At 64.4% G+C, this 23,205-nt stretch carries 18 protein-coding genes and 1 pseudogene; 4 read left to right on the forward strand and 15 right to left on the reverse strand.

The annotated features are described in order from the left end of the window. The first annotated feature begins 38 nt into the window (after nucleotides 1-38). Together IVB41_RS13385 and IVB41_RS13390 are read left to right on the forward strand one after the other, a co-directional pair. Nucleotides 39-1,004 carry a glyoxylate/hydroxypyruvate reductase A gene (locus tag IVB41_RS13385; RefSeq protein WP_247288291.1) on the forward strand — a complete coding sequence of 322 codons (966 nt, stop codon included), beginning with the start codon at nucleotides 39-41 and terminating at the stop codon, nucleotides 1,002-1,004. Nucleotides 1,005-1,122: 118 nt separating this feature from the next. Then, on the forward strand, nucleotides 1,123-3,090 hold the full coding sequence (locus IVB41_RS13390; protein WP_247431748.1) for a methyl-accepting chemotaxis protein: 1,968 nt from the start codon (nucleotides 1,123-1,125) through the stop codon (nucleotides 3,088-3,090). 166 nt (nucleotides 3,091-3,256) lie between these two features. Here IVB41_RS13390 and IVB41_RS13395 read toward each other — a convergent pair whose 3' ends face one another. Further along, complete coding sequence (locus IVB41_RS13395) at nucleotides 3,257-3,901, reverse strand: TetR/AcrR family transcriptional regulator (protein WP_247431751.1); 645 nt, start codon at nucleotides 3,899-3,901, stop codon at nucleotides 3,257-3,259. Between the two features lie 116 nt (nucleotides 3,902-4,017). On the opposite strand from IVB41_RS13395, the gene IVB41_RS13400 reads away from it, so the two are divergent. Beyond that, on the forward strand, nucleotides 4,018-4,662 hold the full coding sequence (locus tag IVB41_RS13400; RefSeq protein WP_247431755.1) for a glutathione binding-like protein: 645 nt from the start codon (nucleotides 4,018-4,020) through the stop codon (nucleotides 4,660-4,662). 84 nt (nucleotides 4,663-4,746) lie between these two features. On the opposite strand, the gene IVB41_RS13405 is transcribed toward IVB41_RS13400, so the two are convergent. The 14 genes and pseudogenes from IVB41_RS13405 to IVB41_RS13470 all read right to left on the reverse strand — a co-directional run bounded on the left by IVB41_RS13405 (nucleotide 4,747) and on the right by IVB41_RS13470 (nucleotide 21,672). Further along, nucleotides 4,747-5,514: an ABC transporter substrate-binding protein gene (locus IVB41_RS13405; protein WP_247431758.1), complete on the reverse strand. Its 768-nt coding sequence runs from the start codon at nucleotides 5,512-5,514 to the stop codon at nucleotides 4,747-4,749. A 32-nt stretch (nucleotides 5,515-5,546) separates the two neighbouring features. Continuing rightward, nucleotides 5,547-5,927 carry a cytochrome c gene (locus IVB41_RS13410; protein WP_247431762.1) on the reverse strand — a complete coding sequence of 127 codons (381 nt, stop codon included), beginning with the start codon at nucleotides 5,925-5,927 and terminating at the stop codon, nucleotides 5,547-5,549. 102 nt (nucleotides 5,928-6,029) lie between these two features. After that, nucleotides 6,030-7,748, reverse strand: a complete 1,719-nt coding sequence (locus IVB41_RS13415) for a PQQ-binding-like beta-propeller repeat protein (protein WP_247431765.1) — start codon at nucleotides 7,746-7,748, stop codon at nucleotides 6,030-6,032. Nucleotides 7,749-8,102: 354 nt separating this feature from the next. Then, on the reverse strand, nucleotides 8,103-9,407 hold the full coding sequence (locus IVB41_RS13420; RefSeq protein ID WP_247431768.1) for a TRAP transporter large permease: 1,305 nt from the start codon (nucleotides 9,405-9,407) through the stop codon (nucleotides 8,103-8,105). A 34-nt stretch (nucleotides 9,408-9,441) separates the two neighbouring features. Continuing rightward, complete coding sequence (locus IVB41_RS13425) at nucleotides 9,442-10,035, reverse strand: TRAP transporter small permease subunit (RefSeq protein WP_247287568.1); 594 nt, start codon at nucleotides 10,033-10,035, stop codon at nucleotides 9,442-9,444. A 9-nt stretch (nucleotides 10,036-10,044) separates the two neighbouring features. After that, nucleotides 10,045-11,043 carry a TRAP transporter substrate-binding protein gene (locus IVB41_RS13430; RefSeq protein WP_247431771.1) on the reverse strand — a complete coding sequence of 333 codons (999 nt, stop codon included), beginning with the start codon at nucleotides 11,041-11,043 and terminating at the stop codon, nucleotides 10,045-10,047. A 39-nt stretch (nucleotides 11,044-11,082) separates the two neighbouring features. Continuing rightward, on the reverse strand, nucleotides 11,083-12,741 hold the full coding sequence (locus tag IVB41_RS13435; protein WP_247431774.1) for a hydantoinase B/oxoprolinase family protein: 1,659 nt from the start codon (nucleotides 12,739-12,741) through the stop codon (nucleotides 11,083-11,085). Between the two features lie 2 nt (nucleotides 12,742-12,743). Continuing rightward, nucleotides 12,744-14,828, reverse strand: coding sequence for a hydantoinase/oxoprolinase family protein (locus IVB41_RS13440; RefSeq protein WP_247431777.1), 2,085 nt, complete (start codon nucleotides 14,826-14,828; stop codon nucleotides 12,744-12,746). A gap of 140 nt (nucleotides 14,829-14,968) precedes the next feature. After that, nucleotides 14,969-15,805 carry an NAD-dependent protein deacetylase gene (locus IVB41_RS13445; protein ID WP_247431780.1) on the reverse strand — a complete coding sequence of 279 codons (837 nt, stop codon included), beginning with the start codon at nucleotides 15,803-15,805 and terminating at the stop codon, nucleotides 14,969-14,971. A 37-nt stretch (nucleotides 15,806-15,842) separates the two neighbouring features. Then, complete coding sequence (locus IVB41_RS13450; protein ID WP_247431783.1) at nucleotides 15,843-16,973, reverse strand: LuxR family transcriptional regulator; 1,131 nt, start codon at nucleotides 16,971-16,973, stop codon at nucleotides 15,843-15,845. A 52-nt stretch (nucleotides 16,974-17,025) separates the two neighbouring features. Continuing rightward, complete coding sequence (locus IVB41_RS13455) at nucleotides 17,026-17,649, reverse strand: hypothetical protein (protein WP_247431786.1); 624 nt, start codon at nucleotides 17,647-17,649, stop codon at nucleotides 17,026-17,028. Nucleotides 17,650-17,665: 16 nt separating this feature from the next. Next, the gene (locus IVB41_RS13460; protein WP_247431789.1) at nucleotides 17,666-19,045 is read right to left on the reverse strand and encodes a hypothetical protein; all 1,380 of its coding nucleotides are present in this window, start codon (nucleotides 19,043-19,045) and stop codon (nucleotides 17,666-17,668) included. 398 nt (nucleotides 19,046-19,443) lie between these two features. Continuing rightward, nucleotides 19,444-20,280, reverse strand: coding sequence for an SDR family oxidoreductase (locus IVB41_RS13465; protein ID WP_247431792.1), 837 nt, complete (start codon nucleotides 20,278-20,280; stop codon nucleotides 19,444-19,446). A 73-nt stretch (nucleotides 20,281-20,353) separates the two neighbouring features. Then, nucleotides 20,354-21,672 (reverse strand): annotated as a pseudogene (locus tag IVB41_RS13470) (solute carrier family 23 protein). Between the two features lie 125 nt (nucleotides 21,673-21,797). On the opposite strand from IVB41_RS13470, the gene IVB41_RS13475 reads away from it, so the two are divergent. Then, nucleotides 21,798-23,132, forward strand: a complete 1,335-nt coding sequence (locus IVB41_RS13475) for a dicarboxylate/amino acid:cation symporter (protein WP_027570306.1) — start codon at nucleotides 21,798-21,800, stop codon at nucleotides 23,130-23,132. Nucleotides 23,133-23,205: the final 73 nt, after the last annotated feature.

Raw genomic sequence — 23,205 nt, forward strand, 5'->3', positions numbered from 1 at the left:
GAGAGCCTTCAAAAGCGGAACCTCAAGAGGCACTTCGAATGACCGTTGGCACACTGGCCGTCCTGATCAACAGCACGCAGCAGAACTGGCTGCCGGAGCGCTGGAAGGCCCGGTTCGACGCGGTCAGCGGCGGCCGCCGCGTGGCGCTGCTGCCCGATCCCAGGCTCGATCCGGCCGAGGTGCACTATGCCGCGGTGTGGAAACCGGTGCCGGGCGACCTCGGCTCTTTCCCCAATCTGCGTGCGATCTTCAATCTGGGCGCCGGCGTCGATGCGCTGATGGCGGACAAGAGCCTTCCGAACGTGCCGCTGGTGCGTGTCGCCGTGCCCGATCTGACCGGCCGCATGACCGAATACGTCGTGCAGCACGTGCTGATGCACCATCGCCAGGAGCTTTATCTGCGCCAGTCGCAGCGCGAAAAGCGCTGGGAGCCGACCTATCAATGGCCGGCGAGCGCCGTCACGGTCGGTATCATGGGACTGGGCACGCTCGGCACTGACGCGGCCGATGTGCTGCGGCGGCTTGGTTTCCGCGTCGCCGGCTGGAGCCGCAGCCCGCGCACGATCGCGGGTGTCGAATGCTTCCACGGCGCGGCGCAGATCGACGCGTTCCTGCGCACGACCGATATTCTCGTCAGCCTGTTGCCGCTGACGCCCGATACACACGGCATCCTCAACCGCGACGTCTTCACCAAGCTCAACCGCAAAAGCCCACTCGGTGCGCCCGTGCTGATCAACGCCGGCCGCGGCGGCCTGCAGAACGAAGCCGACATCCTTTCTTGCCTCGACGACGGCACGCTGGGCGCCGCCTCGCTCGACGTCTTCGTGCAGGAACCGCAGCCGGCGGATAGCCGGTTCTGGACCCATCCCAAGGTGTTGCTGACGCCACACAACGCCGCCGATACCGACGCCGATGCGATCTCGACCTATGTCGCCCAGCAAATCGCGCAGTTCGAGGCGGGTGGTGTGCTGGAGAACGTGGTGGACCGGACGCGGGGGTACTGAGACCTCACGTGCCACCCGGGCCCGTAAAATCACTGATCGCCGGCCGGTATCCCGTTCACCCTCTCTTAGCGAGAAGTTGATAGGCGTTGTTAATCAACGCTCAACGAACGAGTCGGACATGCGCTTCACGCTCGGCCTCAGGATGCGGATCACGGTTGCGCTGGCGGTGACGGCGGCGGCGACCGCCCTGTTCGCCGTGCTCGGGGCGATGTGGATCATTTCCGGCATCATCGACCGGGCCGACCAGCGCGAGCTTCGCAGTCATTACGACGCGCTCCAGTCGCGAATTGCCGAGGAATCCCAGCGTGCCGCCGCCATGAGCGCCGTCGTGGCCGCGATGCCCGCGACGCAGGACGCGATGGCCAAACAGGATCGCAACGCTTTAATCGGCCTGTTCGGGCCGGTGTTTGCCGCGACCAAATCGGAGTACGGCGTCGAACAGTTCCAATTCCACGTGGCGCCCGCGACCTCGTTCTTGCGCGTGCACCAGCCTGCCAAATTTGGCGACGACCTCTCGGGCTTTCGCAAAACCGTGATCATCGCCAACCAGGAGCACAAGGTCGTGGTCGGGCTCGAGGGCGGCCTGGCCGGGCTCGGCATCCGCGGCGTGGTGCCGATCGCGCAAGGCGGCAAGCATCTCGGCTCAGTGGAGTTTGGCCTGACCTTCGGCCAGTCCTTCCTCGACGATTTCAAGACCAACCGCCATGTCGACATCGCCTTCCATCTCGCGGACGGCGGCGGCTTCAAGCTGTTCGGCGGCACACTGAAGGGCAAGAGCTTCTTCGATGCGGCCGATTACGGCCGCGCCGCCGGCGGCGACTTCACGGTACGGCAGGCCAAGCTCGACACCACGCCGGTGGCCGCGCTGCTCGGGCCGATCAGGGATTTTTCCGGCAAGCCGCTCGGCGCGGTCGAACTGGTGATGGACAATGCCGACTATGTGGCCTCTGCCGACCGTGCCTGGCTGCTGGCATTCGGCATCGCCGCGCTCGGGCTCGTGCTCGCCGCCATCGTCGGCTATCTCATCGCCCGCAGCATCTCGCGTCCGATCATCTCCATCACGAGCGTGATGCGCGAGCTGGCCGACGGACACCTCGATGTCACCGTCCCCGTCAGCAAGGCGAATGACGAGGTCGGCGCGATGGTCAAGGCTGTCGCAGTGTTCCGCGACAACGCCGTCAACTTCAACCGGCTCCAGGCCGAACAGGCCGACACCAAGGCGCAATCCGAAGCGGAGAAACGGCGCGCCTTCGCCGCGCTCGCCGACAATTTCGAAGCCAGCATCCGCGATGTCGTCACCACGGTCTCCTCGGCCGCGGTCGAGATGGAGAACACGGCGCGCTCGATGTCCGATATCGTCGAGCGATCACGGCAGCAGACCGGCACGGTGTCATCGGCCTCGGCGCTCGCCTCCGAGAATGTGCAGACGGTTGCTGCCGCCGCGGAAGAGTTATCGTCGTCGATGACCGAGATCAGCCGGCGCCTTGCGCACGCGACGGCGGTGGTCGGCAAAGCTGCCAGCGACGGGCGACGGTCGAATGAGCGCGTGCAGAGTCTGGCCGACGCCGCGCAGAAAATCGGCGACGTCGTCTCCTTCATCAGCGGCATTGCCGAGCAAACCAATCTGCTGGCCCTCAACGCGACGATCGAGGCGGCCCGCGCGGGGGAAGCCGGCCGCGGCTTTGCGGTGGTCGCCTCCGAGGTGAAGGCGCTGGCAACCCAGACCGCCAAGGCGACCGAGGAGATCGGCGCGCAGGTGACGGCGGTACAAGGCGAGACCACCGGCGCAGTGGACGGCATCCAGTCGATCTGCGCGACGATCCAGGAGGTCGACGAGATCTCCGCCGCGATTGCCGCCGCCGTCGGCCAGCAGGGCACCGCGACGCAGGAGATTGCGCAGAACGTCCAGCAGGCAGCCGCCCGCACAGGCGAGGTCTCGCAAAACATCGCGGGCGTCACCGCCGGTATCGCCGCGACGGGAACAGCGGCCGAGGAAGTCCTGGGCTCGGCGATCGAGCTGTCGAAACAATCGCAGCGGCTGCGCGACGAGGTGGACCGCTTCCTCGCGCACATTCGCGCGGCGTAGCGGGCTACAAACTCAGTGTCGTCCTGGCGAAGGCCAGGACCCACCCCAGGGAGGAGCTGCGGCGCGACGGCGGCAACTCCGAACCTTCGCCAAACCAAATTCGGTGGCTATGGGTCCTGGCTTTCGCCAGAACGGCGTTTGGGAGATACTCGCGCCACGCCACCGCCTAGCTCTTTCCTCCCACCATCACGTCGATCGCCCCCTTCGCGATCGCCTCGAGCTCCTTCCGCGACACACGCGCGCGGGAGCGGATGGCGATTGAGTGCACAGTTGCGGATGCGAGCTGCGCCAGCACGGCGGGATCGGCGCTGTCGGACAACTCGCCTTTCTCCTTGGCGCGGCGGAAGCAACTCGCGAACGCCTTGTCCAGCTCGTTAAGGCCATCGAGCACCATGGCCCGGATGTCGGGATCGCCGACCGCCTCGGAGGCTGCCGTGACCACGGTGAAGCAGCCGCGCGGGCCGGTCTCGCCGGAAAGATAGATGTTCAGCGCGGAGGCGAAGATGCGCTCCAGCCTCCGGCGCACGGGCATCTCCTGGCGAAAGATCTCCACCATCGATGCGCGCGCTTCCTCGCGGTAGCGCTGATAGCTCTTGATGTAGAGCTCGCGCTTGTCGCCGAAGGCGCCATAGAGGCTAGGGCGATTCATGCCGGTGGCTTCGCTGAGATCGTCGAGCGAGGTCGCCGCGAAGCCCTGCGTGCGGAACAGGTCGAGCGCCTTGCCAAGCGCGACGTCGGGTTCATAGGCGCGCGGACGGCCGCGGCGTTTGGGCTCCGTGGCAGCAGTTGGCGGCTTCGATTTTTGTACCATCTCGCAATTTAATCCTTGACCGTTCCCATAATATGCAAGACAGTACAAAAATCAATCTGGCCGGGTTGAGCGACACTCCAAAAGTCACATCGAAGAATTGCCCAAGGAGGCTCAAGATGGATCTTTATTTCTCGCCCCTCGCCTGTTCGATGGCGAGCCGCGTCGCGCTGTATGAAGCGGGCGCCGAAGCGAATTATCTCGAAGTCGATCCGCCGACCAAGACAGTGCTGAGCGACGGCACTGATTTTCGAACCGTGAATCCGATCGGCCTGGTGCCGACACTGCGCACCGATGAAGGCGTGGTGCTGACCGAGAACGCCGCGATCCTGCAATATATCGCCGACCGCTTCCCGCAATCGGGCCTTGGCGCCGCAGCGGGCATCGATCGCACGCGGCTGCATCAGTGGCTCTGCTTCATCGGCACCGAACTGCACAAGGGCCTGTTCATCCCGGTGCTCGACCGCAAGGCGCCGCAGGAGACGAAAGCCTATGCGCTGGAGAAGAACCTGTCGCGGCTGGACTATCTCGACAATTACCTGAAGGGGCGCGAGTTCCTGCTCGACCATTTCAGCGTCGCCGACGCCTACCTCGTCACGGTCATCAACTGGACCATGGCGACGCCGCCGATCGAGCTCGCCAAATGGCCGAACGTGAAGGCCTATTACGAACGCCTGCGTCAACGGCCGTCGGTCGCACGCGCGATCGCGGAAGAGTTCGAGCTGTACAAGGCAGAGCAGGCGCGGAAGAAGGCCGCGGCGTAAGCGACATTCGAAACGACAGTCGTTCCGGCCAATGCGGCCGGGACGACGGGTTAAAGCGCGACTGACCGCGTCCGGAACAATTGGCTATTTCGGTGTCTGCAGTACGACCCCGTAGCGGCCGTATATCCGATCGATCGCGCCGTCGCTTCGCAGCCGTTCAACCGCTCCATCGATGGTGTCGCGCAATGCATCATCCGGACGGACCATGCCGATCGCGACGTTCCAGTTGAGATCGGCTATGGACTCGTCGCGATCCAGGATGCGAAATGCCTTGTCCGGATGCGTCAGATTGAAATAACTCGCCGCGGTGGGGGTGACCGCCGCGGCATCGATCTCATGGTTTGACAAGGCATCGAGGCTGTCGCTCTCGAAGCCGAAAGTCGACGTCGGGACGTGCCGTTGGCTGATGATCATGGCAGCGACGGATCCGACCTGCACCCCGACCTTGGTATGCTCGTTGAGGCTCTGGAACGAGGCCAGCGCGCTCGATGAGGGGACGGCGAGCGCGACGCCCGTGCGGTAATACGGTTTTGAGAGTCTCAAGCGGGTTTCACCCTGCGCTTCGCGGTTGGCGATGACGTCCAGAACAATGTCGCATCCGGCGCTCCGCATCTGGTACTGGGTGATGATCCAGTCGAGACGCAGCGAGACGCCGAGCTCGTGTGCCAGCGCCTCGCCCAATTCGATCTGAAAGCCGGGTGGATCGGCCGCCTTGCTTGCGAACGGAAGCGAGTTCGGATGGGCGCATAATCCGAGCACACCGGACGCGCGGATCGCGTCCAGGGTCCGCCCCTGCGCAGGATTCAGCAATCCGATCGCGGCGCCGACCACAAGCGGGAGAACTGCCTTCATTCCGCGTTCTCGTATCGACATCGGCTGGTCATTCAGCCCTCGCGTGGCTTCAGGGCGCGGATATATTTGACGATCTGGTCGATCTGCGCGTCGGTGAAGGCCCCGCCGAATGCCGGCATCGCACCAGACTTGCCGTTCTTGATGCGGCTGTGCAGATAGTCGTCGTCGCGCGGCGAATTCATCAGTTGCGGTCCCTTGCCGGCGGCCCGACCGCCAGCAGAGTGACAAAAGCCGCAAGTCCCTGCGAATAACTGCTCGACGTCGAGCGTCCCGTTGTCGGGTACGGGAGTGGCAGACTGCGCCTGAACCAGTGCGGCATACAGCGACGAGGCGCCCAGCACCGCCGATAGCAGCGCGGTGATCTTCTTGAAATGCAAGTTCAAGGTATCCAGCTCCATATCCTGAAGCGCCACGTCCCGAAGCACGAGTCCTGCAGCACGAGTCCTGAAGCACACCGGGAAATTCCAATGCACGGGAAGCAAGCTTGCGCCTGCTCCCCGGCAATCTGCGATGATCTATTTCAAGCTGAAGACGACAAGCGCCCCGTCATCACGCGGCATGCTCTTGTAGGCGCCGCCGAAGTTTGGCGCGTATTCGTCCGCCAGCATGCCGCCAAAGCCAGCGACTACGGCAATGTATTGCTTGCCATTGACGGAATAGCTGACGATGCCGCCCTGGTGGCCGGTGCCGTTGTTGTGACTCCACAGCTCAGCCCCGGATTCGGCATCGTAGGCATGAAGGATGCCGCGGGAGTCGGGCACGAATACGAGATTGCCCGCAGTTGACAGCACGCTTCCGAGCGGCGGCTCGGGATAGCGAACCTCCCACTTCTTGGCGCCGGTGATGGGGTCGCGCGCGTCGAGATGTCCATAAATCTCTCCGCCCGGAGGGGGTACCATCTTGAAATCGGCGCCAATGTTGAGCTGGACCTGGGGCGCTGTAACCGGCGTCGTCTTCTGGACGTCGAGCGTCATGCACCATTCCTGGCCGATCTTGTAGTACAGGCCTGTCTTCGGGTTGTAGGAGCCGGCGTTCCAGCTGACGCCGCCGCCAATGAAGGGGCACAGCGGCGGTTCGGTGACCTTCCCGGCGCTGAAGTCGCGACGGCCGATCAAGGCACCCGTCTTGGGATCGATATCCTTGACGAAATTGATGTTCTCAACGAGCCGCCAGACGTTCTTCACGGCGAGATTGCGGTCATAGACGAAGACGAAACCGCCCTTGTTCGGGTGAACCACGAACTTCTGACCGTCGCGTTCGAGCATCACAAACTCGCCGACCGCGCTGTCGAAGTCCCAGGCGTCGTGCGGCAATTCCTGATGATGGAATTTCAGCCTGCCGGTATCGACGTCGAGACCGATCACCGAACTCGTGTAGAGATTGTCGCCGGGACGCGCGCCTTGCGTCTTGTAATCGGCGCCCGACCAATCGTAGAGCGGCGCCGGGTTTGCGGTGCCCCACAGGATTGTGTTGGTCTCGGAATCGTAAGTGCCCGGCATCCAGCCGCCACCCCCGCCGGTGCGCCAGGAATCGTTTCCCCACGTCTTCATGGCCTCGTCGGTGCCGGCGACGGTCAAGAACTCCCACTTCTTCTTCCCGGTGGTGGCATCCAGGCCGAAGATCGGGCCGCGGCCCGGCCATTCACCGCCTTGCGCTCCGATGATCACCGTACCCTTCGCGTAAAGCGGTGCACCGGTGAAACCGACCGTGAGCTTCTGCGAGTCGATCAACCTGGTTTCCCAGAGGACCTTCCCCGACTTCATATCCAGGCCAAGAACCCTGCCATCCATGGTGCCGACGAAAACCTTGCCCTCGCCGAGCGCTACGCCGCGATTGTAGGGGGAATGGGTCTGACGGGAGATCAGTGCCTCGTCCAGCTCCGGAAAATGAGACCAGATCACCTCGCCTGTCGCGCCGTTGAGCGCAAAAACCCGGCTGTAAGAACCCGAGTAATAGAGCACGCCATCCGCCGCGAGGGGCATCGATTGCAGGCCGCGGGTCGAGCGTCCTGGAATATGGGTCCAGGCAACGTTCAGATTGCCGACGTTGTTTGCGTTGATCTGCGCCAGCGGGCTGTAGTGATAGGATTTGTATGAACCGTGATAGGTCAGCCAATCGTTCTGACCGCCGTTCTCGATCCGCGCAGTATCCACGGACTGGGCCAAGGCCGACGACACCATCAGCGTCGCGCCGGCAATAAGAGGTAGACCAGACTTACACCAACGCTTCCTCATCCGTTCCTCCCGCTTTTATGGCTGTTTAACTTGCGTCTCACAGACGCCACCGCGAGGAATGCTGCAGTCCGCTCTCTGTCGGCCTTCTCCATCGCATACGAGCCGCCGACGGCCCTCGATCTCTCTCGGCGGACATCGCCAAAAGGTGCTACGTCTCTGGACTGGTTGCAGTTGCGCTTATCCTCGCTCCAGCAGCGTACGCCGGATGACGAGGAGCGCAAAGATGGAACACGCGCACGGCGCGAATTTGACGCGCGCCGCGGATTGCAAACGTCAGTTGCGCTGACCGGTTCGTTTGGCCTCGCAGTCTCAGACTGCTGCGGGCGGCGATAGCGCCAAGGCCCGAGGAAGGATTTACCCGTACAGCACGCGCGGAAGGATCGTGACGATGCCGGGCCAGAGCGTCAGCAACAGCACGAAGCCCACCATGATGAGCAGGTACGGCATCGTGACGCGCGCGATGTAGCCGAGGCCATCGTCGGTCAGGCCCTGGATGACGAACAGGTTGAAGCCCACCGGCGGGGTGATCTGCGCCATCTCGACCGCCAGCACGAGGAAGATGCCGAACCAGATCTCGTCGAAGCCCGCGCCCTTCACGATCGGCAGCACGATCGGCAGCGTCATCACGATCATCGAGAAGCCGTCGAGGAAACAGCCGAGGATCAGATAGAAGATAATCAGCACCACGATCAGCATGAAGGGCGATAACCCCAAGCCCTTCACGAAGGCGGCGACGGCCTGCGGGATGCCGAGGAAGGCCGCGGCGTTGCCGAGGATCGAGGCGCCGAGCACGATCAGCGCGATCATCGAGCAGGTCACGACCGAGCCGATCAGCACGTCGCGGATCACCTGCTGTGACATCGAGCCCTGCGCCCAGGCGACCAGCGCCGCGCCGAGCACGCCGACCGCGGCGGCCTCCGACGGCGTAGCCAGCCCGCCATACATCGAGCCGAGCACGCAGGCGATCAGGAACAGCGCCGGCGCGAGATCCTTCAGCGCCGCAAAACGTTCGCGCCACGGCACCTGCGAGAGCTTGGCTTCCGTCTCCGGCACCATGCTCGGGTTGAGGGTCGTGTGCAGCATCACCCACCCCATGAAGGTGGCCGCCAGCAACAGTCCGGGCAGCACGCCGGCGGTGAACAGTTTCAGGATCGAGACGTCGCCGAGCACGCCGTAGATGATCATGATGTTGGACGGCGGGATCAAAAAGCCGAGCGTGCCGGCGCCGGCGAGCGAGCCGATCGCGATGTCGCGGGAATAGCCACGGCGCAGCAGTTCGTTGAGCGACATACGGCCGATCACCTGCGTCGTCGCCGCCGACGAGCCGGAGATCGCCGCGAAGATGGTGCAGCCGATCACGTTCACATGCAGAAGACGACCCGGCAGAAGCCCCGCCCAGGGCGCGAGCCCCTGGAACAGCGAACGCGACAGACGGGTGCGAAACAGCAGCTCGCCCATCAGGATGAACAGCGGCAACGCCAGCAGCTCCTGCGTGGTCAGGATGTTCCAGGCGTATTGCGGCAGCAGCTTGTCGAGCGGGATCGAGCGGAACATCGCCAGCAGCAGCGTCGCAGTGAGCGCAAGCGTCAGGCCGATCCAGACGCCGCAGGCCAGAAGCGCAAACAGGATCGCAAAGAGTGCAACGACTTCGATGGTCATGGAATCCGGTGTCCGCTGGCTGGCGCGTGGGCGATCATTCGACGGGCGAGGCCTTCATGCGGTGATCCTCCAGCGGCAGGCCGAGCACGGCCTGGATCGCGCGCGCCAGGAACTGGAGCGTCAGCAGCAGCATGCCAAAGGTGACGACGGCCTGCGGAAACCACAGCGGGGTGTCGCTCGAGGTCGAAACCTGGCCGCGCACATAGGCGCCGAAGGCGAACTTCGCCATCGACGATGTCAGGAAGGCCATGAAGGCGAAGCCCGCTGCGGCCGACAGGATTTCGATCGCGCGCTGAAACGGAGCGGGGACGTTCTTCAGCAGCAGCACGACACGGATATGGCCGCCGACGCGCAGGGTCATGGCGGCGCCGAAGGTGAAGGACGCCGCCATCAGATAGGAGGAATACTCCCACGCGATCGAGATCGTGGGCGGAAAGAACGGCAGGAAGTTCGAGAGGAAGCGCGTTGCTACCTCGCACAGCATCAGCAGCGTCAGCATCAAGAGGCAACCGCCCCCGATCCACCCGTCCAGCCGGCCGAGACGGTCGATGCCGTCAAGCAGGATGCGCAGCGGCGCTGGCGCCGCCGCGTTGAGACTTTGGGACGACGCAGGCAAAACATCCGCCACTGCAAGTCCTCAGCGCTTCATTTCGGCGAGATAGGCCCGCACCGGCTTGTCGGCCGCCGGTACGCGCTTGACGAAAGCGTCGAGCTGCGGCGCGGTCTTGGCGCGAATGTCCGTGATCATGGCCTCCGAGACCGGCACCACCTCCATGCCGCCTTCCTTGAGCCGGTTGAGGCTGTCGACGTCCGCCTTGAGGGAGTTCGCCCAGAAGCCCGGCTCCATCTTGGCGGCAATGCCGGCGACAAGCTGTTGCTGATCGGCGCTCAGTGCCTTCCAGGAATCGAGATTGACGGTGAGCATCTGCGACGACCAGACGTGGTTGGTCGGGTAGATGTATTTCAGGAATTCCCAGAACTTGCCGTCGACACCCGACACCGCCGAGGTGGAGACACCGGAGACCGCGCCGGAGGCCAGCGCGGGGATGGTCTCGCCCCAGGGAATCATCACCGGCGCCATGCCGACCACGGCCAGCATGTCGACGGCGTTCTTGTCGGGCACGCGGATCTTGATGCTCTTCAAGCCGTCGACATCGGCAACCTTGACCTTGAGATGCAGATATTGCGTCGGCCATGGCACGATGTAGAGGATCTTCTGGTTGTTGCGCGCGGCGACCTTCTCGTATTCGGGCCGCACATATTTGTGCAGCACCTTCAATTCGTCCATCGAGCCGCAGAGAAAGGGAATGCTCTCGACGCCCATGAAGGGCTCGTCGCCGACCTGCTGGATGTTGAGGACGTCGGCGAGCGGCACCAAGCCGTCGCGCACGGCGCGCAGATGCTCGGGGCCCTTGAAGCCGAGCTGTCCACCGGCCTTCACGGTGATCGCGACCGAGCCGCCGCTCTGCTTCTTCACCTCTTCCGCGAAGGCAAACGCGTTCTGGGTGTGAAAATTGCCGTCGGGCCATACCGTCGACATGTCCCAGCTCACCGTCGCAGCTCGCGCGGGGGGCGAGATGTGGCCGGCTGCGAGCAGCGTCGCTGCGCCCGCCGTAAAATTCCGTCGCGTGATCATTGAGCCCCTCCGTTCGCTACGCGCACGACGCCTGCGGCGTCATCGCGTATGCCCATAAACTGCAAGCGCGTTGTCGGCAGACACGAGTCCGCTTTCGATATCGTCGTTGACGGCTGTCGGCGCGCGCTCCCGGGGATCGCCGATGCCGGCGCCGCCTGGCGTCAGCACCACCAGCCGGTCGTCCGGCGGCACCTGCTGAAAGCCTTTTCCACGCAGCTTCTTGCCGGACTTCAGGCCGACATAGCCGGCCTCACCGTTCTTGCCGCCATCGCGACCACGTGGCGGATGATCGATGCGGTCGAATGCCGCCAGGATGTCGAACGGCGCATCGACGCCGCTGCCGACCTCGATGATCTGGCCGAGGCCGCCGCGGGTGCGCCCCGCCCCTCCGGAATCCGGACGCAGCTCCTTGCGCCAGAAGATCAGCGGCGTCTGCGTCTCGGCGATTTCGACCGGCGTGCCCCGCACCCCGCTGGGATAGGCGGTCGCCGACAGCCCGTCCTTCGCGAAGCGCGCGCCGGTGCCGCCATTGGAGGTCACCGCCATCGAGAATCCGTAATTGCCGCCGGCGCCCGAGCGGGTCTGTCCGCGCACGTTGAGATTCCACAGGCACGATGTGCCTTCCGCGGGCACGCGCTCGGGAATGATCTGGCGCAGGCAGCCGAACACGACATCGGGCAGCATCTGGCCGATGATGTGACGCGAGGCGACCGGCGCCGGCTTCGGCGCATTGAGGATCGCGCCCGGGGGAGCCGACACCGTCAGCGGCGAGAGCGAGCCGGCATTGTTCGGGATCTGCGAGGCGACGACGCAGCCGAGACCGAACACCGTGTAGGCGATGGTGTAGGACAGAGGCACGTTGATGCCGAATCGGGACGCGGCCGAGGTGCCGTCGAAATCGACGTGGATGCCTTCGTCCGAGATCGTCAGCGTCGCCTCAAGCGAGACCGGCGCGTCATAGCCGTCGACCACCATGGTGTTGCGCCAGGTGCCCTTCGGCAGCTTGGCGATCTCGGCAAGCACGGCCTCGCGCGAGCGGTCGCAGATATAGTCGCCGAGCGTATCGAGGGTGTCGATGCCGAACTCGGTCATCATCTCGACCAGGCGCTCGCAGCCGACGTCGTTGCAGCCGGCGAGCGAGTAGGTGTCGCCCTCGGTATCGATCGGCAGCCGCGTGTTGGTGCGGATCATCGCCATCAGCGTCTCGTTGACGACGCCCTGGTCGATCAGCTTCAGCATGGGGATGTAGAGCCCCTCCATGAACACGTCGGTGGCGTCGGGCCCGAAGCCGATGCCGCCGATGTCCATGAGATGGCTGGTGCAGGAAAACAGCGCGACCGGCTTGCCGTCCTTGAAGCAGGGTGTGGTGACGACGAAATCGTTGAGATGCCCGGTGCCCATCCAGGGATCGTTGGTGATGTAGGCGTCGCCCTCCTTCATCGTCTCGATCGGAAAGTGGGCGATGAAGTGCTTGACCGATTCAGCCATCGAATTGACGTGGCCGGGGGTGCCCGTCACCGCCTGCGCCAGCATCCGTCCCTTGAGGTCGAACACGCCGGCCGAGAGGTCGCCGCATTCGCGCACGATCGGGCTGAAGGCGGTGCGGAGCAGCACCTGCGCCTGCTCCTCGACCACGGCGATCAGCCGGTGCCACATGATCTGGAGGTCGATCAGGCTCGCCCCGCTTGCCTTGCTCATGATCAGGCCGCCTTCCGTTCCATGACGATGCTGCCGGCACCGTCGATATGGGCATCAAAACTGTTGGAGACGAACGTCGAGGTCTCGTCCTCGGCGATCACCGCGGGACCCGCAATCGTCGCGCCCGGCGCCATGTCCTCGCGGCGGTAGAGCGGGATCTCGATCACCTCCCCTGCCCGGCCGTCGAAGAACTTGCGGCTGCCCGACGCCTTGCCCGCGGGCTTGCGCGTAACGGCCGCGACCGTGGCCGGATTGCGCGCCTCGGTCGTCGCGAGCACCGACCAGCTCAACACCTCGATCGCCGCACCCGGGATGGACCGCTCGAACATCGCCGCATAATCCGCCTCGAACTTCTGGCGCAGGCCGGCCAGATCGGCCGTCGCCAACCGGCGGTTCGGCAACTCAATCGAGATCTCATGGCCCTGGCCGACATAGCGCATGAAGGCGGCGCGGCGCTCGCGCACCGGCGCACCTGCCGCACCCGTTTCGACCAGCGCACGCGCTTCGGTCACCATCTCCTGGAGCAGGTCGGAGACCCCCTCGGTGTCGAAATCGTCGAGCCGCACATGACGGCTGCGCACCAGCTCGTAGGCGATCGGAGCCGCAAGGAAGCCCACGGCCGAGCCGACGCCGGCATTGGAAGGGACGATCACGCGGGAGACACCGATCTTCTCGGCGACGCGCGCCGCATGCAGCGGTGCCGCGCCGCCGAAGGCGATCAGCGTGTGCTGACCGACAATCTCACCGCGCTCGACCGCGTGCACGCGCGCCGCACTCGCCATGTTCTCGCAGACGACCTCGTGCACGGCATAGGCCGCGGTTTCCGCCGACAGGCCGAGCGGCTCGCCCACGGCGCGCAGCAGCGCCTGCTTCGAGAGTTCAGGGTCGAGCTTGATCGTTCCACCCGCGAAATCGTCGGGATCGATCATGCCGAGCACAACGTCGGCATCCGTCACGGCCGGGCGCAGGCCGCCGCGGCCGTAGCAGGCGGGCCCGGGCTCCGAGGAGGCACTCTCGGGGCCGACCGTGACGCGCTTCATCGCGTCGACATGGGCAATCGAGCCGCCGCCGGCGCCGATCTCGACCATCTCGATCACGGGAATCCGCACCGGCAGACCCGAACCTTTCAGGAAGCGCGCTGCGCGATCGACCTCGAACACGCGCGAGGTCTCGGGCTGGTATTTCTCGATCAGGCAGATCTTTGCCGTGGTGCCGCCCATGTCGAAGGACAGCACCTTGCTTTCGCCGAGACGCGCCGCGATCTGCGCCGCGAAAATGGCGCCGCCGGCAGGACCGGATTCGACGAGACGCACCGGAAAGCGCCGCGCCGTCTCGATCGAGGTGACACCGCCGCCGGAGGTGACGAGATAGATCGCGCCGCGGTACTGCTCGACCTGCAAGGCATCGGACATGCGGGCGAGATAACCATCGATCAGCGGCTGCACATAGGCGTTGGCTACCGCCGTCGATGTCCGCTCGTATTCGCGGATCTCCGGGCACACCGCGGACGATACGGTCACGGAAATGCCGGGCATCTCCTCACTGATGATCGCGGCCGTGCGGCGCTCGTGCTCGGGATTGGCGTAGGAGTGCAGGAAAGCGATCGCGACGCTCTCGACGTTCAGCGCGCGCAATCTTGGCGCGAGCGCACGCACCGCCGCTTCGTCCAGCGGGAGGCGGACGGCACCGTGGGCGTCGATGCGCTCGGGCACGGTGAAGCGCAGGGACCGCGGCGCCAGCGGCTTCGGCTTGTCGATGGAGAGGTCATACTGGTCGTAGCGGCTCTCGGTGCCGATATCGAGCACGTCGCGAAAGCCCTCGGTCGCGATCAGCGCCGTCTTCGCGCCGCGACGCTCGATGATGGCGTTGGTCGCGAGCGTTGTGCCGTGAATGAAGACGTCGATGTCGCTGATATGGGCACGCGCATCAGCAAGAATGAGCCGCATGCCATTGAGCACCGCCTGTTCGGGCCGCTGCGGCGTCGTCAGCAATTTGCGCGTCTTGCGATCCTGCCCCACGTCCAGCACGATGTCGGTGAACGTGCCACCGATATCGACGGCAAGCCGCACCTCGGCTCCCTCAAGCATTCCAAATTCTCCGTGCTGATCGTCAAGACTGAGGACAAAAGCGCAGCAATTTCCATGCCATGGATGGCAGGAACATACTGCGTCCAGCTATTCTGCTTGGCACCCATGCAATAGGCAAGGCGTGTTCGCAGCCCGCGCGATCAGAGCAGGAATGCAAGCGCGGCTTCGCAGCGCTCCTCGACCTTCAGCGTAAGGAGATCATCGGCGCGGGTGCGTCCGAGATTGACCGCAGCGATCGGGATTTGCCGTTGCGCGGCAGCCTGCACGAAGCGGAAGCCGGAATACACCATCAGTGACGAGCCGACGATGAGCATGGCGTCGGCCTGCGCCAGATGATCCTGCGCGGTAGCGACCACGTCGCGCGGGACGTTCTCGCCGAAGAACACGACATCGGGCTTGAGGATGCCGCCGCAAGTTTCGCAAAGAGGCACCTTGAACGACGAAAAATCCGCATGCTCCAGGTCCGCATCGCCGTCGGGGGCATCGGCGGCATCGAGCGTCAACCATTCCGCATTGGCGCGGCCGAGCATCTCTTGGAATTCGCTCCGCGGCGTCTTTTGGCCGCAACCCATGCAGCGGACCAGATCGAGCCGGCCGTGCAGGTCGATCACCTGGCGGTGGCCGGCGGATTGATGCAGCCGGTCGACGTTCTGGGTCAGCAGCATTCCGCAACGCCCGCTCGCCTCGAGCCGGGCGAGCGCGTGATGCGCATCGTTCGGCCTCGCCTGGCCGAACCGCCGCCAGCCGATCAGGCTGCGCGCCCAATAGCGCCGACGCGTATGCTCTTCCGACATGAAAGCCTGGAAGTTCACCGGCTGGGTCCGCTTCCAGTTGCCGTGACTGTCGCGATAATCGGGAATGCCAGAATTGGTGCTGCAGCCGGCGCCGGTCAGTACGAACAGACGTTCGTGCCGGCCGACGAAATCCTGGAGCGGATGATTTGCCAGCGGATCATTTGCCAGAGGATCATTTGCCATGACGCAGATGTAGTCCGCGCAGGCGGGTTTTGCCAGATCACCGCTGTTCGGACCGGTCGAATCCCGCAATCAGCTTCACGAGCTCGCTCTGCCGCGCCGTACCGGTCTTGCGGAAGACGTTGTGGAGGTGTGTCTTGACGGTCGCCTGCGTCAGCCCGAGCAACTCGGCCAGCGCCTTGATCCCGCTCACCCTCATGACGGCGTCGATCAGGCGGACCTCGCTTGCGGTGAGCCTGTAGAGTTTTGCAAGCGCCTCCAGCGGCGGCGGGCTTGCCGGCGAGGCCTTGCGCACGAACACCGCGGCAACCGCGGAATACAGCGCGCCGGTACGCCGCCGGTCCCCCGAGGTCAACGGCAGCACGTTGGCAAACCAGCGGCCTTGCGAGGTCCCGAGCGGAATCGAGCCGCCGCTGTCTGTCGGCATGTTGCCGTTCTGCGCGGCGACAAGCGCTTCGCGCAACGCGCGCTGAGCGTCGAGGGCAACAGCGAACAACGTTCCGTTTCTTTCCGTGAGCAGCGCAGCCTCGTCCAGCATCGCGCGTCCGGGCGCGTTGGTGAAGGCGAGACGTCCGTTGGGACCAACCAGAAAGACGGCGGCCGTGACGCTGTCAAGCGTCTGGGTCAACACCGCCTGTGTCGCCCTGTTCTGATCGAACAGCCGGCCAATCGAGACCGCGCGCTGGAAGTGCGGCACGATCAGCGCAAACCGGCTGCGGGCGTCAGCGTCGGCGAGACCGTCTTTCTCATGCATCCGGACACTGACGATCGATGAATAGGTTGCGCCCTTCTCCAGATTCGACCCGAGCGCATCGATCATGCCCTGCGGCTTCATCCACTCTTCGTAGAAGCGCGTCGCCACCATCTCCTCGAAGGGGACGAAGTCGGTTGATGCATAGACGAGACCAGCCTCGCAGAAAGTGGCCGCTGGAAAGCATGGGTTCAAGGCGAGATATTTCTCGAGATAGAGCTTTGTGTAGTCCGGCTCCTCATTGAAGAGGTGCAGCACTGCGGTTTGTTCGGTGGCCGCGTCATGCCAGAACAGGGCGCCGGAGGACCCGCCGACAAACAGGCAGGCCTGTTCGAGGGCGCGCGGCCACAAGGCGGGATCGAGCGCGGCGTCGTAAATCAGGCCGATCAGCTCTGAAAGCAGAGCGGCTTCGGATATCACGGCCGGCTCTCCGACATGTCGAACAACAGATTCGGCATCCGCACCTCGTCCCTCATTGAGTCGAGACCAGAGGCTGTTTCGCAGGCGCGCCCGGCTTAGGCGGGGCGGATTGCTTCCGTGAGACGACCGCCTTGCCAGGCCCAGCTTCAGGAGCGGCGGGCGCCACCGGTGCGGACTGCCCCACCGACAATGACACGCCGAACACACGCCATTGTCCTTCGACGGGCGCGAACATCAGTTCGAAATTCACCTGCGACGGCACCGACGGGAAAAATCCTGCCATGTGCAGGAGCCCGTTCGGCTCGATCTGCGGCAGCAGCGACAATTGCGGATCGATCACGGCAAGGCCGGAGAGATCGAGCTTGTCGCCACGCTGCTTGGCAAAGATCTCCGCAAGCTTTGCGGCGGTGTTGATCTGGAAGCCGGGCGCACCGAGATCGCGCAGCACGGTGTAGTTCCCGGTCTTGTTGGCACGGTCGAGCGCAAGCAGCGTCGAGCGGATCAGCATCAGCACGCCGTTGCGGTCGATATTGGCGGGTTTGGCCGCCTGCTGCTGCGACGGCGGCGTCTGGTGGGGCTGCGGCGGCGTCTGCTGCGCAGAGGTCGTCACTGCCCCCAGGATCAAAAGACCGGCAATCGGAAGACCAAGGCCCGCGCTCAACCAACGCAGCGTCATGACGAACGGGTTCTTCCTACCACTGGATCGAGACAGCACCACGTCCGCCTGCAACGCTGCGCTCGAGTCCGATGCCGCCGCCGGCATTGGCGATAATAGCATAGCTCTTGCCGTCATAGAGCAGTGCCGTTGCACCGACCGCAAATGCGTTGGCGCCCTCGAAATTGCCGTAGCCGGCCGAGAGCGCGAACTTGCGCCCCTGTTGCAGCGCCGGCATCGAGCCGGCCGCGAGCGCGACCGCGGTCCCGCTGCGGGCTTCGAGCCGGTTGTCCATCACTTGCGACTGCAAGGAGGTCACCTGCGACTGCAGTGAGGCGATGTTCGCCGGGTTGAAGCTCGACGTTGCCAGATGGCCGGCCGCATCGGTCGTCACGAAGGACACCGGTCCACTCTGTGCCGCAAGGCTGGCCGCCGACGCGACGCCGGCCATGCGATAGGTGTTGCTGGCGGTCCCGATCGCGACCTGGTTGACAGCCGTTGCTGTCGCGCCGGAGCCGATGGCGGTGGAGTTCGAGAATCCCGCGGTGGCGCCAGAACCGATTGCCGTTGCGCTCGCGGCAGACGCAGTGCTGCCCTGTCCATAGGCCGCCGCGCCGGCAGCGGTAGCGTTGCTGCCAGCGCCGATTGCGGTGGCATTGGATGCCGACGCAACAGCACCGTTGCCGAATGCGGAACTGCCGGCGGCGGCACTTGCCTTTGCCCCATCGCCAACGGCGGTGTTGCCGAGCGCCGCCGCCGAATCAGCGCCGACGGCAATCGATCCGGTTGAAACTGCACCGGTGCCGATGGCAATCGCATTGGCGCCCGTGCCGGCGGTAGCGCCGTCGCCGATCGCGACAGCGCTTGCCCCAGTGGCGTGGGAGTTATTGCCGGCCGCGAAGGAATTGCCGCCGCTTGCGGTCACCGCGCTGCCCAACGCAGTCGAGTTGGTGTTGCTGGCGTTCGCGGCGTTCCCGATGGCTGTGGATGAAGCGCCCCCTGAGGAACTGCTGAGGCCGATCGCAACCGACCCAAATCCGCCCGACGTTGCGCCCGTTCCGAGAAAACTACCGTCGCCACCCCCGATCGCGACGCTGTAGTTTCCGAGCGAACTGGGAGCGCTGCCGGGGTCGCCACCCGCGCCAATTGCCGTACTCCACCTGCCGGCGCCGGCCGCCGTGCTGTTGGAGTTGGTACCGATGCTGGTGATGCCCTGGTTAACCGTTGATTTCGCGGCATTTGTGCCCATCGACACGCCGAAGTCGTTGGCCACCGCGTCATGGCCCACCGCGGTCGCACTGTCGTTAAGCGCAATTGCGTGGTCGCCAAAGGCGGTGGATAGCTGGTCGGCTCGGGTATTATCGCCGACTGCGATCCCGTTGGAGCCGGGAGTCCCTTGGGCCGAGCAGGTGCCCACGAAAGAGCTTCCATTGGAATAGCACTGGGCGGCGGCCGGAGACATTCCGAGGAACAAGGCCATAGCCGTGAGAACCGCCAGGTTGACCAACGCCGTGATCATGCGAGGAGCGTTGCGGTCAATGCGGGGCGACGAGCGGTGCAAGCTACCCCGATCAGTCGCTCCCGGTTGCGGACAACTGACCGGCATCTTCTCGCTCTCCACTGATCCAAGCTGCCGCAACTGTGGGACAGGGCCACGGACGGGACATCAACCGTTCGGTTGAGTTCGCTCGCGCGTGCGACGCCGACAGCCCGCTTTTTTCCGACTGTTGCTGGATTGCATCGCGAAAAGTCTCGACGATGAGCGTCGGCGCCGCAGGCAGACCGCGAGAACTGCAAGGACGCTCGTGATCTTTGCTAGCTCGCCCAGTTGTCCCGAAACTCAGGAAACAGCGTCAGGCCTCCGCAAGCGTAGATGGTCTGCCCGGTAATGTAACTGGCATCGTCCGACGCGAGGAAGGCGAACACGGCGGCGATCTCTTCCGGTGTGCCGACACGGCCCAGCGGAATGTGGCTGGTGACCACTCCCCGCTTTTCCGGATCGCCGGTCCAGGCCGCGTTGATCGGCGTGTCGATCGCGCCGGGACCCACCGCATTGACGCGAATGCCACGGCCGGCGAATTCCAGTGCCAGCGTGCGCGTCAGATTGGCCATGCCGCCCTTGCTGATCGAATAAGCCAGATAGCCAGGTTTTGGGATGATCTGGTGCACACTCGAGCAGTTGATGATGCTGCCGCCTGCGCCGCGCGCGACGAAATGCGCGAGCGCCTTCTGGGCGCAGAACACGGCGCCGTTGAGATTGACGTCGATGATGCGGCGGTAGGTGTCGATGTCGAGCGCTTCGCTCGGCGATTCCCGCTGGAAGCCGGCATTGTTGACGAGGCAGTCGAGGCGCTTCCAGCGCGCCAGAATCGTCTCGAACATCGCGGCGACGTCTTGTTCATTGCCGACATCGGCCTTGACGATGATGTGATCGAGCCTGCCGTGGCCGCGATCACCCGATGCCGTCCGCGCGAGCGCGAGTGTCTCCTCAGCCCCTTCAGCGTGACCGAAATAGTTGATGGCGACGGTCGCGCCTTCCTGGGCAAGCCGGATGGCGACGGCGCGGCCGATGCCTTGGGAGGCGCCGGTCACCAGCGCGTACTGGCCGACAAGACGCGAGTGAAACGAGGTCGAGCGATCGGTTTGTGGCATGGGTCCTCTCCGGGATGCCCTGATCAGCGACGGAACCGGCTTTTTGTTCCATCCCTCAGCGCATCGCTGCGATTCATTCGACGCGGCGCGTGAATGGCGAAGTCAGGATCTGGTACAGGATGATGGCGCCAAAGGTTGCGGTGCCGATCCCGCCGATCGTGAAGGCGCCGAATTTGAGCGTGAGGTCGCCGGCGCCTGCGGTGAGCGCGACCGCCACGGTGATCAGGTTTGCCGGACTTGAGAAGTCGACCTTGTTCTCGACCCAGATCCGGCCGGCCATCGCGGCGATCAATCCGAACAGCACGATCGAGAGCCCACCGATGACAAGACCCGGGATCGACAAGATCAGCGCGCCGAATTTCGGCGAGAAGCCGAGCACGATCGACACCACCGCCGCGAAGGCAAACAGCAAGGTCGAATAGACCTTCGTGGCCGCCATGACGCCGATGTTTTCGGCATAGGTGGTAACCCCGGTGCGCCGCCGCAGGCCGCCACGATGGTCGCGAGGCTGTCGGCGAGCAAGGCGCGGCCGAGATAGTCATCGAGGCTCCGGCCCGTCATGGCGCCGACGGCCTTGATGTGACCGAGGTTCTCGGCGACGAGAATGATCGCAACCGGCGCAATTAGGACGATCGCATCGGTCTGGAAGGTCGGCGTGGTAAAACTCGGCAGGCCGATCCACGGCGCAGCCGCAAGCGGGGTGAAGTCAATCGGCTTGCCGAAGCCGAGGCCGTTCGCGAACAGCAGGTACAAGAGATAACCGCCAATCGCGCCGAGCATGATCGGCAGGCGGCGCCACAGGCCCGGTGCGCCCACGGCAACCACGCCAACAATCAGAACTGTCGCGAGCCCGATTGCTGTGTCGAACGCATTGGCGCTCACGGCCTTGACCGCCACGGGCGCGAGGTTGAGACCGATCGCGGCGACCACAGCGCCGGTGACGGCCGGCGGCAACAGCCTCTCGACCCAGCCAACCCCGGACCACATCACGATCAGCGCGATCACGCCGTAGAGGACGCCGGCCCCGACGATGCCGCCAAGCGCAACTGACAGGTTCGGGTTCGGCCCGTGCCCGGCATAGCCGGTGGCGGCGATGACCACCGCGATGAACGCGAAGCTCGATCCGAGATAGCTCGGCACGCGTCCCGCGACCATGACAAAGAAGATCAGCGTGCCGATGCCGGAAAACAGCACCGCAACATTGGGATCGAACCCCATCAGCAGCGGCGCGATGATCGTCGAGCCCGACATTGCGACGCAATGCTGGAGACCGGAGACGACGGTCTGGCCAAGCGGCAGCCGCTCCTCGGGCATGATCACGCCGGAGGACTTCAGAGTCCAACGCGGAAAATAGCCTTGCGCTCGCTGTTCGGAGCCCGTTGCAATCGGCATGTTCCCCCCAGTTGCGGTGCAGCGACCGATCTTCGTGCGAACAGACAAAAATGTGATTGTCGCTTCTGCGGCGGCCATCACATGATGCAAATCAAACAAGATCAATACGTTCCGGGGCCTATTCTATGACACAGATTGCGATCCAGCCAGCCATCCACCGCCGGCACCAGCCCTGGTACAAGATCCTCTACATCCAGGTGCTGATCGCGATCGCGCTCGGGGTGCTGATCGGCTATTTCTATCCCGATCTCGGCAAGGCCCTGAAGCCGCTCGGCGACGGCTTCATCGCGCTGATCAAGATGATGATCGCGCCGGTGATCTTCTGCACGGTGGTGCACGGCATCTCCTCGATGGGCGACCTCAAGCGCGTTGGCCGGGTCGGGCTGAAGTCGCTGATTTATTTCGAGACGGTCTCGACCGTCGCGCTCGCGATCGGCCTTCTGGTCGGCGAGGTGCTCCAGCCCGGACACGGCTTCAACATCGATCCCGCCACGATCGACCCGAAATCGGTGGCGACCTACGTCACCAAGGCCAAGGAAGAAGGCATCGTCGCCCATCTGCTGGCGATCATCCCCGACAGCTATCTGGGCGCCATCGCACGTGGCGATCTGTTGCAGGTGCTGCTGATCTCGATCCTGTCGGGCTTCGCCATCGCCTTTCTCGGCAAGGCCGGCGAGCCCATCGCCGAGGCGATCGACAAGGCCGCAAAGATGTTCTTCGGCATCATCCGCATCATCGTGCGCGTCGCTCCGATCGGGGCGTTCGGCGCGATGGCGTTCACCGTCGGCGCCTACGGCCTTGGTTCGCTGCTCAACCTCGCCGCCCTGATCGGCACGTTCTATCTCACCAGCATGCTGTTCGTGCTGGTCGTGCTGGGGGCGATCGCAAGGCTCGCCGGCTTCTCGATCCTGCGCTTCATCGCCTACATCAAGGACGAGCTCCTGATCGTGCTCGGCACCTCGTCGTCGGAGACTGTGCTGCCGCAGATGATCCAGAAGATGGAGCATCTCGGCGCCTCGCGTTCGGTGGTCGGCCTCGTCATTCCGACCGGTTACAGCTTCAACCTCGACGGCACCAACATCTACATGACGCTGGCGACGCTGTTCCTGGCGCAGGCGACCAATACCCATCTGACCATCTGGCAGGAGCTCGGCATTCTCGGCATCGCCATGATCACCTCGAAGGGCGCCTCGGGCGTGACCGGGGCGGGCTTCATCACGCTCGCGGCAACGCTCTCGATCGTGCCCGACATCCCGATCCAGTCGATCGCGATCCTGGTCGGCATCGACAAGTTCATGAGCGAGTGCCGCGCGCTGACCAATCTGATCGGTAACGGCGTCGCCTGCGTCGTCATCAGCATCTCCGAAGGCGAGCTCGACCGCGACGCGCTGCACGAGGCCATGGCCCATCCGCTGGAGATGGGTGAGGCGCTTGAACCGGGCGGCAGCGCCGCCTCCTAGGCCGGACGCAGGTTTGGCGGCGTCCGGTTCCAACGCGGTAGTTTCCCGGAGTGGTAAATTGGCGCAACGCGAG

The organism is Bradyrhizobium sp. 44, assembly GCF_023073095.1.
Lineage (GTDB): Bacteria > Pseudomonadota > Alphaproteobacteria > Rhizobiales > Xanthobacteraceae > Bradyrhizobium.